12 protein-coding genes and 4 tRNA genes are annotated in these 14,983 nt (G+C 54.4%); all 16 read right to left on the bottom strand.

The features are described 5' to 3' along the window. Positions 1-274: 274 nt before the first annotated feature. Positions 275-351: transfer RNA gene (locus ABR39_RS01340), tRNA-Pro, on the bottom strand. Between the two features lie 46 nt (positions 352-397). After that, positions 398-483: transfer RNA gene (locus ABR39_RS01345), tRNA-Leu, on the bottom strand. A gap of 22 nt (positions 484-505) precedes the next feature. Continuing rightward, positions 506-581, bottom strand: a tRNA-His gene (locus ABR39_RS01350). Positions 582-645: 64 nt separating this feature from the next. Continuing rightward, positions 646-722: transfer RNA gene (locus ABR39_RS01355), tRNA-Arg, on the bottom strand. A 102-nt stretch (positions 723-824) separates the two neighbouring features. Beyond that, a complete protein-coding gene (thrP, locus tag ABR39_RS01360) occupies positions 825-2,210 on the bottom strand; it encodes a bifunctional threonine/serine APC transporter ThrP (protein ID WP_047345466.1) in 1,386 nt (461 codons plus the stop codon). A 197-nt stretch (positions 2,211-2,407) separates the two neighbouring features. Beyond that, entirely contained in the window at positions 2,408-3,148 is a 741-nt protein-coding gene (gene wecG, locus ABR39_RS01365) for a lipopolysaccharide N-acetylmannosaminouronosyltransferase (RefSeq protein WP_047345467.1), read from the bottom strand. Positions 3,149-3,160: 12 nt separating this feature from the next. Beyond that, the gene (gene wzyE, locus ABR39_RS01370) at positions 3,161-4,513 is read right to left on the bottom strand and encodes an ECA oligosaccharide polymerase (RefSeq protein ID WP_047345468.1); all 1,353 of its coding nucleotides are present in this window, start codon (positions 4,511-4,513) and stop codon (positions 3,161-3,163) included. Next, complete coding sequence (locus ABR39_RS01375) at positions 4,510-5,589, bottom strand: TDP-N-acetylfucosamine:lipid II N-acetylfucosaminyltransferase (protein WP_047345469.1); 1,080 nt, start codon at positions 5,587-5,589, stop codon at positions 4,510-4,512. The genes wzyE and ABR39_RS01375 overlap by 4 nt, the downstream gene beginning before the upstream one ends. Continuing rightward, complete coding sequence (gene wzxE / locus ABR39_RS01380; protein WP_047345470.1) at positions 5,586-6,836, bottom strand: lipid III flippase WzxE; 1,251 nt, start codon at positions 6,834-6,836, stop codon at positions 5,586-5,588. Before wzxE ends, ABR39_RS01375 begins: the two co-directional genes overlap by 4 nt. Before the next feature lies 1 nt (position 6,837). After that, complete coding sequence (gene rffA, locus ABR39_RS01385) at positions 6,838-7,968, bottom strand: dTDP-4-amino-4,6-dideoxygalactose transaminase (RefSeq protein ID WP_047345471.1); 1,131 nt, start codon at positions 7,966-7,968, stop codon at positions 6,838-6,840. Between the two features lie 4 nt (positions 7,969-7,972). Further along, complete coding sequence (gene rffC / locus ABR39_RS01390) at positions 7,973-8,650, bottom strand: dTDP-4-amino-4,6-dideoxy-D-galactose acyltransferase (protein ID WP_047345472.1); 678 nt, start codon at positions 8,648-8,650, stop codon at positions 7,973-7,975. Beyond that, positions 8,647-9,909 carry a UDP-N-acetyl-D-mannosamine dehydrogenase gene (wecC, locus tag ABR39_RS01395; RefSeq protein WP_047345473.1) on the bottom strand — a complete coding sequence of 421 codons (1,263 nt, stop codon included), beginning with the start codon at positions 9,907-9,909 and terminating at the stop codon, positions 8,647-8,649. Before wecC ends, rffC begins: the two co-directional genes overlap by 4 nt. After that, the gene (gene wecB / locus ABR39_RS01400) at positions 9,906-11,036 is read right to left on the bottom strand and encodes a non-hydrolyzing UDP-N-acetylglucosamine 2-epimerase (protein WP_065365742.1); all 1,131 of its coding nucleotides are present in this window, start codon (positions 11,034-11,036) and stop codon (positions 9,906-9,908) included. Before wecB ends, wecC begins: the two co-directional genes overlap by 4 nt. 56 nt (positions 11,037-11,092) lie before the next feature. Next, entirely contained in the window at positions 11,093-12,139 is a 1,047-nt protein-coding gene (gene wzzE / locus ABR39_RS01405; RefSeq protein WP_047345475.1) for an ECA polysaccharide chain length modulation protein, read from the bottom strand. Between the two features lie 13 nt (positions 12,140-12,152). Continuing rightward, entirely contained in the window at positions 12,153-13,256 is a 1,104-nt protein-coding gene (gene wecA / locus ABR39_RS01410) for a UDP-N-acetylglucosamine--undecaprenyl-phosphate N-acetylglucosaminephosphotransferase (protein ID WP_047345476.1), read from the bottom strand. A gap of 242 nt (positions 13,257-13,498) precedes the next feature. After that, the gene (gene rho / locus ABR39_RS01415; RefSeq protein ID WP_001054528.1) at positions 13,499-14,758 is read right to left on the bottom strand and encodes a transcription termination factor Rho; all 1,260 of its coding nucleotides are present in this window, start codon (positions 14,756-14,758) and stop codon (positions 13,499-13,501) included. Between the last annotated feature and the right edge of the window lie 225 nt (positions 14,759-14,983).

Consider the following 14,983-nt stretch of genomic DNA (forward strand, 5'->3'; position numbering starts at 1 on the left):
CAACATGACATCCAGAAGTTTTACATGACGCAACATTTTAAGATAAAAGGAAATTATGCTGTTGGGTGCCGTCTTAATCGCTACAACATATCGGTCAATGCAGAAATTTGTCGCCAGGAGGAGACAGCAAAAGCCATGGATAATAAATATGTTTATTTTCAAATGATTACGTGTCGCTGAATCGCGACAATGAAACAGGACGCTGTCGGGGAATGACTACAAGGGTGAAAAAGTGGCAGAAAACAAAAAACCCCGCCGAAGCGGGGTTCAAAATTGGTCGGCGAGAGAGGATTCGAACCTCCGACCCACTGGTCCCAAACCAGTTGCGCTACCAAGCTGCGCTACTCGCCGATGTACTGCTTTTTTGAATTTTTAGTTCAATTCATTTAAAAAGTCGTGGTGCGAGGGGGGGGACTCGAACCCCCACATCCAAAGGACACTAACACCTGAAGCTAGCGCGTCTACCAATTCCGCCACCTTCGCAATTCACAACTCTTTCAAATAATGGGGTGGCTAATGGGATTCGAACCCACGACAACTGGAATCACAATCCAGGGCTCTACCAACTGAGCTATAGCCACCACTGTATTCTTTCACGCGGTACTGACTACTTCTCAGACCACCGCAGCTCCAGCACCGGGTTAATGGTGCGCCCGACAGGATTCGAACCTGAGACCTCTGCCTCCGGAGGGCAGCGCTCTATCCAGCTGAGCTACGGGCGCTTAGCGCCGTTGCGGGGCTGGATATTACGTACCTCCGTCCCCGCTGTCTAGTGCTTTTTTGAAAAAAATGCGCGTTTGGTTATGGTTTGCACATTTTGCCGCTTATTCCTCCACTTTCTGCGTGTTGGCACGGCGACCCAGGCCAAAAAGCTTATAAGCAGCCGTCACGGCCGCCAGGAAGATCACCCCGACAAACAGCGACATGCGGGTATCTTCATTAAAGTACATCCCGATTAATACGCAAATCAGGAACGCCATCGTCAAATAGTTCGCATAGGGGAACAGAATTGAGCGGAACGGATGGCTTTCAATCGCCTTTTTATGCGCATGACGGAAACGCAGCTGGCTGATGAGGATCACAAACCACGGCACCATGCCCGGTAGTACGCTGGCGCTATAGACATAAACGAACACGCGCTGCGGATTAGGGATGATGTAATTCAGGCAGGAGCCAACCAGCAGGATAGCAATGGAGACCGCCACACCAGCCACCGGCACACCTGCACGTGAGACTTTACTCATCGCCGAAGGCAGCTGGTTATTCTTTGAAAGTGCATAAAGCATACGCCCGCAGCTGTACATCCCGCTATTACAGCCTGACAGCGCTGCCGTCAGGACCACAAAGTTGATGATACCCGCCGCCGCCGTGATGCCAATTTTGGCGAAGGTTAATACAAACGGGCTACCCGTCGTGCCGATTTCGTTCCACGGGAAGATAGTCACGATGACGAAGATCGCGCCCACGTAGAAAATCAGGATACGCCACAGCACTTTGCCCACCGCGCTACGCAGCGTAACCTGCGGGTTTTTCGCTTCACCGGCGGTAATGCCGATCAGCTCTACGCCCTGATACGAGGCCACAACGATACACAGCGCCGTCAGGAAGCCCTTCCAGCCGCCGGCGAAGAAGCCGCCGTTTTCGGTCAGGTTGCCAAAGCCGATAGCGTGTCCACCGTTGCCAAAGCCGAAGAAAATCACGCCCAGGCCGACAACAATCATCACGATAATGGTGGTGACTTTGATCATTGCGAACCAGAACTCAATTTCACCGTAAAGACGCACGGCAGCCAGGTTTGCCAGCGCCACCAGCCCCACGGCAATCAGCGCGGGTATCCACTGGACCATGTCCGGGAACCAGAACTGAACGTAGACCCCTATCGCGGTGATCTCGGAGATGCCCACCGCCATCCACATAAACCAGTATGACCAGGCCGTCAGATAGCCGAAGAACGGGCTCATATAGCGATGCGCATAAACGGCGAAGGAGCCGGTTACCGGCTCCAGGAAGAGCATTTCGCCCATAGAGCGCATGATGAAGAAAACAAACAGCCCGGCAATAATGTACGCCAGTAATACGGAAGGGCCTGCCCATTTGAGCGTGCTTGCCGAGCCCATAAACAGGCCCACGCCGATAGTGCCGCCCAGCGCTATCAGTTCTATATGACGAGCTTCCAGCCCACGCTGTAGCTCCGGTTTTTTCTCTGCCATAGATCCTCGATTGTGTTTGCTGTTTCCCGGCTTAAGACCGGGTATTGTTTTTTAGGGGTACTAAAATACGGAGCGAATGGTTTCTTAAAATCTGCCAAATGGCAAACGATGCATTAAAAAAATGAATGCATTGCACAGATTATCAGCAGTTTTGCAGGCGAGTTGCAGCGCGAATAGCATATCGCGCTACATTTTGATTACATTTTCCCGGTGTAATGCCAGGCGAGGTAGCGTAGCAGTCGGATCTGTCGTTTAAGGCGCGTCGGTTGCGATAACAGGCGGTACAGCCACTCCAGCCCCAGATTTTGCCAAATCTTCGGCGCGCGCTTAACGTGGCCGGTAAAGACGTCGTACGTGCCGCCGACGCCCATGTAGAGTGCGTCCGGACAAACCTGACGGCAGTCACGCATCAGGATCTCCTGGCGCGGAGAACCCATCGCCACGGTGACAATTTTTGCCCCGCTATCGCGAACGCGCTCAAACAGAGCCTGCCGTTCTTCAGGTTTGAAGTAACCATCCTGGCTGCCGACAATATTAACATTCCATTGACGACGCAGTTTCTCCTCGGTCTGGGCCAGTATCTCCGGCTTCCCGCCAATCAGGAACACTGGCGTGCCCTGCGCGCCTGCGCGAGCCATGAGCTGCTCCCAGAGATCGGCACCCGCCACGCGGGAAACATTAGCGTCAGGATACTTTTTACGAATAGAGCGGACCACGCTGATCCCGTCCGCGTATTTGAATTCAGCCGCGCCGATCAGGCTTTTGACCTCGGCGTTATCTTCGACGGCCAGCATCTTTTCCGCATTGATGGCGACCAGCGTGCCGGATTTCATCTGGCCGTCGGCGAACAGAAAATCCAGCGCGTGCTGCATGTTGCGCCAGCCAATAAGCTGCAGACCACGTAGCGCATAGCGCGGTGCAGAAATGTTATCAGTCATTACTATCCTTACTCAGACTTGCGACAGCGTCGTGCTGCCTTGTCGCTCGCGCTTGTGCACAAGCCCTGCGCTGTCAAACAGCCAGTACAAAAGTTTGGCCAGTAGCAGGCAGAGGCCGAAAACCACCATGAAGAAGACCACGCGCGAAACGAACGAGTCCAGACCTTCGCGCGCCAGAACGATCATATTGAAAATGGCACCAAAGCAGAAGCTGTGCAAAATGGCTGCTTTATAGCGGTTGGTCTCTTCGTTGCCGCGCAGGTAAAGCCAATCGAACCACTTTATGATCAACCCCACGGCAACCGCTCCGGGCAGAATGAACCACGCCCCGCCCATCACCACCAGTGAACCGATAAGCGTAGGCGAGATTGCCAGACCGGAATGGTTGTTCAGCACTTCCCAGGTAAAGTAGTTCGCCGTATTCAGCACCACGCCAGGCCGGTCCGGCCATAGCCAGGAAGGGATAAAGACGTAGAAGTCGCGAACAATCGGCGCCAGTCCCTGGAAATCAATCTTGTCGTAGTTTTGCAGCAGCAGTGCCAGGTTTTCCCACGGCGAGAACGTATCGCGCGTGAGGTAAAGGAACGTGTAAAACGCCTCATCACCCGCCACGTTCATTCCATATCGCTTCAGCGCCAGCCAGAACATCCCCACAATGCCAAACACCCCTGCCGCAACCAGCATCCACAGCGAGATCCAGCCGCGGATGATGCCGATAAACAGGAAGATGGCGAAGGCGATGATGATGTTAGCGCGCGTCCCCCCCACAATCATGTAGGTCAGGATGCCAAACGCGACGGTACTGACCAGGAAGAACAGCCACGCTTTGCTGTCCTGGCGCAGGAAGAAGATCACCAGCATCGCCGGGATGAAGAAGTAGAAGAACCGCTTAAGCGCCACGCCAGACACTTCAGCAGAAAAAATCTGGCTGTAGGAGTGAAGCTTAAACAGCAGGAAGCCGTTATGCATGAAGAAGATGCCGACACTGACCAGGGCAATCGTCATCAGCATCACCCACGTCAGGTGGGTCTCCACCCGATTCATGGTAAAAAGCGCCCGGCGCGGCGCATCGGCGTGCGCTGAACGCAGACGCGTTTTATAGGTGACGTAGTACACCGCATAGAAGCAGGTCGCTGCCAGAAGCGCCTGGAGGAGAATTTCCGGCGGTGCGACGCTCACGTCAAAACGGAAGACCAGAATGCTGGTCAACGGGAAACCGAAAAAGAACGTCAGCAGAAACAATAGCGAGAAGAACACGTTAAAGTTGAAACGTACGCGGCGGAACTCAAACCAGGTGAGCGTGGCGATAAACAGGGCGCTCAGAAGCCAAACGACCAGTAAACCGCTGAATTGCAACTGGCTCATGCGTTGTCTCCTGCAGCGATACGCAGCGCACGGTGCCACGGCGTGAGGTAATTCGGGCTAAAGAAGTCGATGGAATTTTTATCCACGAGCGCCAGCTGCCGCTGTGCTTCCCGAACAACCTCTTCATTGAGCACATCGGTGGTGAACAGCACCGGAAGATGCTGTTCGGCCATATCCTGCCAGAACGGGTTGTCGCGGTTGAGCACGCAGGGGATCCCCGCCTGAATCAGCAGGCACAGTGTGCCAATGCCCTGCTGACGGGCAAAGATAAAATACCCAAGGTCGCATTTTCTCAGCAGCGTCAGATATTCATCAAATTCCAGCTTATCCCGCAGTATATGCAAATTTTCCGCGCTGAATAAGGCTAGCCCCTGCTGGCGAACCTCATCAATGTAAGCGTCGTTGTTGGCGGGATAGCCCATCGGCACCACCACGTTCACCGTGTCGCCAAACTGCTGGTGCACCGCCCTGAGCGCCGCGACATGTTCGTTACTGCGATCGCCGGAATTCCCCACCAGGATCGTCAGCTTGCCTTCACGCATCGTGTCATTCGCCATGGCGTTCAGCGCCGGGTTCATCCGGGTCGGGAAATAGAGTAGTTCGCCGCGCACGTTTGGGTGCTGCTTCGCAAAATAGTTGAGATCGCCACGGGTAGCAAAAACGCAGCCCACCCTTCCCTGTGCCATACGGCGCAGCGGATAGAAAAGACGGAATTTCCAGCCGCGGGAGACTTCATAGAGATCGGCACCCCAGATATGCCAGCTACACTGGGAAGGCTTGATCCCCCCGCTGAGGAGTGCCAGCCACAGGCCGGTATTAAACTGCCCGTGGAAGAAAAATCGCTGGTCACGATCCGCTTTGGCTTTGGCAATAACTGCCTTCGCCAGCGTAGCCTTATCCGGCCAGAAGCTCATCTTCAGCGCCGGAAATGCGGCGCTCAGGCCCTTATCCTGACCTGTAACCATAAACTCGCGCGCATCAGGATTACCCGATGCCAGCTCGTCGTTGAAGAACCGCAAAACGGTCTGGTTATGGTGTGGGATATCCGATCCCAGGATGTGAATCAGTGCAGTCATGCGCGTTTACGCCACAATAAAAATACGCCGCAACAGGCAGCGAAATAAACGATATAGGTTGCCATGTAGGCCTGAGCCGCCCCCAGCGCACCGTGCGCGGGTATCAGCCAGTGCGAAAACGAGGTCAGTAACGCAAACTGGCTAATTTCCGCCAGGATATACAGCCGCAGGGACGCTTTCGCGATCACCAGATAGCCGAAAACGTAAGCACCCACTTTCAGCACATCGCCCACCAGTTGCCAGGCAAAGAGATCGCGCATGGCTGTGAACTTCGCGGAAAACAGCAGCCAGATGGCGACATCGCGCAATAGCCAGACGGTAAAGCTGGCAGCCGCAACAGCCGGCAACACAAAGCGCAGGGATCGGAAAATCTCACGGGTAATATCCTGCCTGGACGTCAGACGCGATAATGTTGGCAGCAAATAAACGCTAAAGGAAGCCGTAATAAACTGGAGGTAGGCGTCGGAAATGCTGCTTACGCCCTGCCAGATCCCGACTTCATCCCAGCTATAATGCGCCGCCAGCAGGTTTCGCATCATCACGTAGGCCACGGGCAGCGTGACGGAGGTAATGAGCGCCATCAGGGTAAATTTACCCAGCTGGCTGGCAAGGACCTTATCCCATTGCGGTTTCAGGTAGCTCAGCGGTATGACGCCCCGACGCATCAGCATAAGCGCCGCGGGAATAACGACCAGCGCCGGCACCAGCGCCAGGCCGAGCAGCGCGCCTTCATAGCCACCGAGGCGATAGCAGAAGTAATAGGCAATCACGCCGATGACGCTGCCCAGGATTAACGCAAGGGCGTTCCCGGCCGCGTCGCGAAAACCTTTCATCAGCGCCAGCAGCAGGTTAGCCCAGGCAATCCCCATCTGAACCAGCGCAACCAGACGCACCAGCCCCTGATAATGGGTGTGCCCGAACAATCCCTGGCTGATGGGGGCCGCCGCCAGCAGAAAGACAATCGCCATCAGGGTCGAAAAACCCGTGACCATCGCCGAAGAGGTGCCCACCACCCTGCGAAGCTGGGCCGCGTCATCATGGTACTGAGAAACGTATTTGGTCACGCCGTTGAAGATACCGGCACCCGCCAACACGCCAAGGACGGTGACAAGCTGGCGGAAATTACCCGCCAGACCCACGCCGGAGGGGCCAAATGAGACGGCCAACAGCTTGACGACCAGCAGCCCGGCGCCAATTTTGACAAGTGTGGACGCGGCGGTCCACACCGATGCTTTTGCCAGAGACATATCAGCCGAAATAGCTCAGAAGGGTATTAATCACCGTACGCTGGTTAACTGGCGCGAGGTTGTAGAACAGTGGCAGGCGAAGCAAACGCTCACTCTCTTTGGTAGTGTAACGGTCTTCACCCGCGAACGTCCCAAACGCTTCGCCCGCCGGGCTGGAGTGCAGCGGAATATAGTGGAACACCGCCATAATTTCGGCTTCTTTCAGCCAGGCGATCAGCTGGCTGCGGTCGTCGTTATCGCGCAGCTTGATGTAGAACATGTGCGCATTATGGACGCAGTCTGCCGGGATGGTTGGCAGTTCAATACGCCCGGCTTTTGCCAGAGGCTCAAGCGCATCGTAATACGTTTGCCACAGGGAAAGACGCTGAAGGTTGATACGCTCCGCCGCTTCCAGCTGCGCCCACAGGTACGCCGCCTGCAGGTCCGCCATCAGATAGCTTGAGCCAATATCGCGCCATGTGTATTTATCTACCTGGCCGCGGAAGAACTGGCTGCGGTTGGTCCCTTTTTCGCGGATCACTTCCGCACGTTCAACCAGCGCGCGATCGTTAATCAGCGTCGCGCCGCCTTCTCCACCCGCGGTGTAGTTTTTGGTTTCGTGGAAGCTAAAGCAGCCGATGTGGCCGATCGTACCCAGCGCGCGTCCCTTGTAGGTGGACATCACACCCTGCGCGGCATCTTCAACCACAAACAGGTTATGTTTTTTGGCGATCGCCATGATGGCGTCCATTTCACAGGCCACGCCCGCGTAGTGAACCGGTACAATCGCGCGCGTTTTGTCGGTGATCGCCGCTTCAATCAGCGTCTCATCAATGTTCATGGTATCCGGGCGGATATCCACAAAGACAATTTTTGCCCCGCGCAGAACAAACGCGTTCGCCGTGGAGACGAAGGTATAGCTCGGCATAATCACTTCATCGCCGGGCTGGATATCCAGAAGCAGGGCCGCCATTTCCAGCGACGCCGTACAGGACGGAGTCAGCAGCACTTTGGCACTGTGAAAACGCTGTTCCATCCACTGCTGACAGCGACGGGTAAAACCGCCGTCACCGCAGAGCTTGCCGCTGCCCATGGCAGACTGCATATAGTCCAGTTCAGTTCCGACGACGGGTGGTGCGTTAAATGGAATCATCTTGTCACCTGTATAACCAGTAGGCGGTGGCGTCAATGTTGGCACCACTCGCAATATAACGTTTAAGCGCGGCGGTGTTGCCCACCTGGGTCGCCACCCGCAGCGTCACAAGCTTTTGCTGCTGCGCCCAGTGCAGAGCCGCCTGCATCAGTTTCTCGCCCATACCGCGCCCGGCTAATAAGCCAATACGCGCCTCGCGTTCGTTGAGCTTACGCAGCGAGACAAATCCCTGAATTTGACCGTCCGCAGCGCGAAAAACCAGGCAGACATGGTCGAACGTGCCTTTAACGGCATTCTCCACCCACTGGGCGTAGAAACGTCCACTATCGTCAGGTGCGTACCAGGGCGCGCGAAAGCGGCTCTGCGCAAACGCCTGAGCCGCCATCTGACGGAGCACGGGGATATCCTGTTCCGTTGCAATTTCCGCGCCGGACGCATCGTGCCGGGTAAGGGTAATGGAAAGGTCTACCTCGCCTTCAACCAGCTGAAAACCGTGGTGCTGGAGCGCGTCGAGCAGGTCAGCACGGTCCGCCGGGATCTTAGCCTGCACCCGTTGCCAGGCGGTCAGCTCAGATTCAGTCAGTACCGGCGCATCATCGCGCAGGAGCACGATGGCCGACGGCAGGCCGAAAAAGGCACTCTCCCACTGCAGGGATTCGAGTACCCCATTCAGGCTGTTCAACGCCAGACGCCTTTGGTATCCACAATATACTGCTGACGAACGGCATCCCCGGACGTCGCTTTAAATTCTTTATGATCCACCAGCAGCACCAGCACATCCGCCGTCGCCAGCGCATCGTCCAGCGCCGTCAGCGTGCAGTGCCCAGCCAGTTTTGCCGGCAGTTCATGAATGTTTGGCTCGACCACCAGCGTTTCGCCCTTGTGCCACTCGGCAATCATCTCAGCAATTTCCATTGCCGGGCTTTCGCGCAGGTCGTCAATGTTTGGTTTAAATGCCAGGCCAAAGCAGGCAATTTTCAGCTCGCTGGCGCGCTTGCCGCTCTCTGCCAGACAATCCGCTACCGTGGTTTTTACCTGATTGAGCACCCAGTGAGGTTTGCTGTCATTCACTTCACGCGCGGTGCGGATCAGACGAGCCTGTGCCGGATTCTGCGCCACGATAAACCACGGGTCGACGGCGATACAGTGTCCGCCCACGCCCGGGCCTGGCTGGAGAATGTTCACACGCGGATGGCGATTCGCCAGGGCGATGAGCTCCCAGACATTGATCCCCTGATCGGCGCAGATCAGCGACAGTTCATTCGCGAAGGCGATATTGACGTCGCGGAAGCTGTTTTCCGTCAGCTTGCACATCTCAGCGGTGCGGGAGTTTGTCACCACGCATTCGCCTTCGAGGAAAATCTTGTACAGCGCGCTGGCACGTTCGGAACAGACTGGCGTCATGCCGCCAATGACGCGGTCGTTTTTAATCAGCTCGACCATAACCTGGCCCGGCAGCACGCGCTCCGGACAGTAGGCGATATTGATATCAGCCTGCTCGCCCGCCTGCTGCGGGAAGCGTAAATCAGGGCGCGCGTCGGCCAGCCACTGTGCCATCTGTTCGGTGGCACCGACGGGAGAGGTCGACTCCAGGATCACCAGCGCCCCTTTCTTCAGCACGGGAGCAATGGATTTCGCCGCCGCCTCGACGAAGGCCATGTCGGGCTCGTGGTTGCCTTTAAAGGGCGTTGGAACGGCAATCAGGTACGCATCCGCTTCAACAGGCGTCGTGCTGGCACGCAGGAAGCCTCCTTCCACCGCCTCTTTCACCACACGGTCAAGATCGGGCTCCACAATATGAATTTCGCCACGGTTAATGGTTTCAACCGCGCGGGCGTTGATATCCACACCGACAACCTGTTTTTGACGAGAGGCAAACGCCGCCGCGGTGGGCAAGCCGATGTAGCCAAGACCAATGACAGAGATGGTAGTAAAACTCATAGCGTTACCCGATTGTTTTTAAGTGCATGCAAAATACGGCCACAAGCCTGCCCGTCTCCGTAAGGATTATGGGCCCGGCTCATCGCCTGATACGCTTCATCGTCGTGCAGGAGGCGCGTGACCTCTTCGACAATTAACTGTGTGTTGGTTCCGACCAGGCGCACGGTTCCCGCTTTGACGGCTTCCGGACGTTCGGTCGTTTCACGCATCACCAGTACCGGTTTACCGAGGGACGGCGCTTCTTCCTGAATTCCGCCGGAATCGGTGAGGATCAGCCAGGCATGGTTCATCAGCCAGACAAACGGCATGTAGTCCTGCGGTTCAATCAGCAGAACATTGTCGACATGGCCCAGAATGCGGTTAACCGGCTCGCTGACGTTAGGGTTGAGATGCACCGGATAGACAATCTGCACATCTTCATTCTGCGCGGCAATTTCAGCCAGCGCATGGCAGATTTGCTCAAAACCCCGGCCAAAGCTTTCGCGACGGTGGCCGGTGACCAGGATGGTTTTTTTGCCGTTGTGCAGGAATGGATAGCGGGCAGCGAGGTCTTGCTGAAGGGAGCTATTTGCCAGAACGCGGTCACGAACCCAAATTAACGCATCAATAACCGTATTGCCGGTCACAAAGATTTTGTTATCGGCGATATTTTCACGCAGCAGGTTCTGACGCGAGTTTTCCGTGGGTGCAAAGTGGTACATCGCCAGATGCCCGGTGAGCGTGCGGTTGGCTTCTTCCGGCCACGGCGAGTAAAGGTTACCGGTGCGTAGTCCCGCCTCAACATGTCCAACGGGAATACGCTGATAAAACGCGGCCAGACTTGTCGCCACGGTGGTAGTGGTGTCGCCGTGGACCAGCACCACGTCAGGCTTGAATGACTCCAGGATCGGCTTGAGCTCTTGCAGAATGCGGCAGGTGATCTCCGTCAACCCTTGCCCCGGCTTCATAATATTAAGATCGTAGTCCGGGACGATGGAAAAGAGCGTTAAGACCTGATCGAGCATCTCACGGTGTTGGGCAGTGACGCACACTTTCGCTTCAATATCAGGATCGCTGGCCAGCGCATGAACCAGAGGTGCCATCTTAATGGCCTCCGGCCTGGTGCCAAATACGGTAAGTACTTTCACATCGATTCTCTTCGATTAGGCGATGAAGGCCGTAGCCTTCATCGTAGACGGCGTTCTTAGTTTGTGCGACGACGCGTTAACGCCACGCCAGCGCCCGTCAGTGCGCCTACAATCCCCCACATAATCATCAGGAATGCACGACGCGGACTATCGCGTTTTACAGGCTCTTCAGGCGTTCGCAAATAACGATAGGTCTGAAAACGCGGGTCCATCGTTGGGCCAACATTCAGGGTGGTGAGCATGGCGCGGTTTTGATCGTAGTCGAGGTCAAAATCGGGGCCAACGGCCTGAAGATTTTCCAAACGTGCCTGCAGCATAGGGCGCCCAAGAAGGAACATTTCAGAGTCAGGCAGCTCATCTGCCGGAACATCCGTTTCGCTGCGGGAAATATTGTGCTGTTCCGCGATTTTCAGCGCCTGCTCAATATTATGAACGCGACGAGCAAAGATGGCTTTCGCCACCTCTTCCTGACGTTTTACCTGCGCTTTCATCTGGATGGTACGGGCTGCCCAGGCACCCTTAAGCTCTTCGTTAAGATGGCTTGCGGCACGCTGGCTGGCAAACGCAACATACTGACGCAACAGGTTGTTGGCATCCGGCGCGGTTTCTGCAATCAGCTTAACGCTGTCATTGACGTTACGCAGCGCATCGCCCGGCATAAACTGAATATTGTTAATCAGATCGTCCAACAGCGCGGCATCAACCTTGCTGTTACCCACCATGCGTTGCTTGTAATAATCCGTCTGGGACCAGAAGTCGCGACGCGTGTCCCAGGAGGCCAGTTGCATCACAAATTCTTTATAGGCTTCATCCATAACGGAAGCCTGATCGGGTGTCGCCAGATTCGCCTTGATATCCAGATTACGCAGGAACTGCTGCTGGGAATAAAACCCGCCGAGCATGTTAACCGTTGGTCGGTCTGTAATTGCCGTGGCACTCCATTCCTGTTTTGCAAAGAAGGTGTAGGCCAGCGCTAACAGTGCAAACCCCAGCGCGATCCCCGCAATCCAAAGTTTGCCTGCCCATAACACGCGAAACAAACCCCGAATATCCAGTTCATTCTCAGTTACCACTGATTTCGCTCCCGCCAACGGTTGAGTCATCATAGTCCCGGTTTTACTTAGTTAATGTTGTATTTTTGTCATTATTACGACGCATCCTGCGTTTCAGACGTTTAATGAATCGCGCTACTTTCCATGCGCGCTTAATGCAATAGCCGTACAGGAAAAATGCTAGCAAGAATAATACCAACATTACCCATTCAGGAATAAAATGGGCATATTCTGCAGCGACGCCAATAGCAGCGAGAATAGCAGCGGCCAGGGTGATCAGAACAAACGCCTGACGAGAAGTGAACCCCGCGCGCATGATGAGATGATGAATATGCTGACGATCGGGAGAGAAAGGACTCATCCCTTTGCGCAGACGGCGATACATAATCGCCACCATATCCATTAACGGAATGGCAATGATCCATAATGCTGTGACGGGACTGATCGGGTGAGTTTTACCCTGTGTGGTTTCGAGCAAAATCCAGATCACGGTAAAACCGATCAACGTACTGCCCGCGTCACCCATGAAGACTTTATAGCGACGCCCCAGCGCACCGAGGTTTAAGAGGATATAAGGCAGGATCGCGGCAATCATGGCAAAACACCACATTGCCAGGCTGTACTGACCATCAAACCACAAAATAATGCCGATTGCAGCGAACGAGACGGAAGACAATCCACCAAGCAGGCCGTCAATACCGTCCACCATGTTGAAAGCATTGATTGCCGCCCAGACGGCAAAGAGCGTCAGGAAGAAGCCAAATGGCCCCAGGACTAACTCCCAGGGACCAAACACATAGCCCAGGCTTCTCAGATACAGGCCGCCCACAAGCATCATCACTACGCCAATTGCCGCCTGAACGGTGGCGCGTATTTTCACCGCGATATCGAATCGGTCATCAAGTGCCCCTACGAGTACGAGGACACCCGCACAGGCAAGATAAAGGGCTGCGTGTGGGATATAATAATCCGCAATACCAAACGTGAAACAGATACCAGCGTAAACAGAAATCCCTCCAACCAGAGGAATAAGTCCTTGATGACGTTTACGAAAATTAGGTTTATCCACCAGCCCTATTCGTTTTGCCACCTTGCGCGCGATGAACAAAAAACAGGTTGTGAATAAAAAAATACTGATTAGCTCAGTCACAACGGTGAGTAGATTCACAATGGATTGCTCTCAACAAATGTTAGTCCCGGAAGTATAACCATGAAGCCACCGCCTCAGAAGTAATAAAGGTGGCTTCTCACAACTCCCTTTGTATATTTTTCAATCAATTATTTCTTTGACTGTATAAACGACCCTATTGTCGCACCGACCGGTCAAAATTGGGAGTAGGTGGTACTAGCGTATAGTCCATAAAAGAAAAACGCCACGTAAAAACGTGGCGTTCACTGGCTTTATTTGCGTTACGAGCGTTTCATCATGTCGAAGAAATCGTCGTTTGTTTTGGTCATCGCCAGTTTGTTAATGAGGAACTCCATCGCGTCAATTTCACCCATTGGATGGATGATTTTGCGCAGGATCCACATTTTCTGCAGCTCTTCCTGTGTGGTGAGCAGTTCTTCTTTACGGGTACCGGAACGGTTGTAGTCGATTGCCGGGAAGACGCGTTTCTCAGCAATTTTACGAGAAAGGTGCAGTTCCATGTTGCCTGTACCTTTAAACTCTTCGTAAATGACTTCGTCCATTTTGGAACCGGTGTCGATCAGCGCCGTCGCGATGATGGTCAGGCTGCCGCCCTCTTCCACGTTACGTGCTGCACCGAAGAAACGTTTCGGACGATGCAGGGCGTTAGCATCCACACCACCGGTCAGTACTTTACCGGAAGCCGGGACAACGGTGTTGTAGGCACGCGCCAGACGCGTAATGGAGTCGAGCAGGATGATCACGTCTTTCTTGTGCTCAACCAGGCGTTTCGCCTTCTCGATTACCATTTCTGCTACCTGAACGTGGCGAGATGCCGGTTCATCAAAGGTTGAAGCGACAACTTCACCTTTAACCAGACGCTGCATCTCGGTCACTTCTTCCGGACGTTCGTCAATCAGCAGCACCATCAGCACACAGTCTGGGTGGTTGTAGGCGATGCTCTGCGCGATGTTCTGCAGCAGCATGGTTTTACCCGCTTTTGGCGGCGCGACAATCAGACCACGCTGACCACGACCGATTGGTGAGGCCAGATCCAGAACGCGAGCGGTTAAGTCTTCGGTAGAACCGTTACCACGCTCCATGCGCAGACGAGAGTTTGCGTGCAGTGGCGTCAAGTTCTCGAACAGGATCTTATTGCGCGAGTTTTCCGGTTTGTCGTAGTTAACTTCGTTAACTTTCAACAGCGCAAAGTAGCGTTCACCCTCTTTAGGAGGACGAATCTTACCTGAAATGGTGTCACCAGTGCGGAGGTTGAAACGGCGGATTTGGCTGGGGGATACGTAGATGTCGTCAGGGCCGGCGAGGTAGGAGCTGTCTGCAGAGCGGAGGAAACCAAATCCGTCTTGCAATATCTCCAGCACACCGTCGCCAAAGATATCTTCGCCACTCTTAGCGTGCTGCTTCAGGATGGCGAAAATGATGTCCTGCTTGCGCATACGAGCCTGGTTTTCCAGCCCCATATTTTCGCCGAGAGTGATCAGCTCAGAAACCGGCGTATTCTTTAATTCGGTAAGATTCATAATGGTGTGGGTTCTTAAACTCGGGGTGATTCTCGAACTTAATGTTGTGAATGGTATGGCAGGGTCATCCATGCCTGTTTAGCGGCCATCACCTCATGTCTGTTCGCTGTCTGGTCACAGGGAAAGAACGCAGAACTGAAACGACAAGACGGATTGAGTGACAAGCCCGGAATTTAGCCACTTCACGCACTGTTTATGTCAACAACGGGAAGTATCGGGTAAAAC

The organism is Enterobacter genomosp. O (genome assembly GCF_001022965.1).
Taxonomy (GTDB): domain Bacteria; phylum Pseudomonadota; class Gammaproteobacteria; order Enterobacterales; family Enterobacteriaceae; genus Enterobacter; species Enterobacter cloacae_L.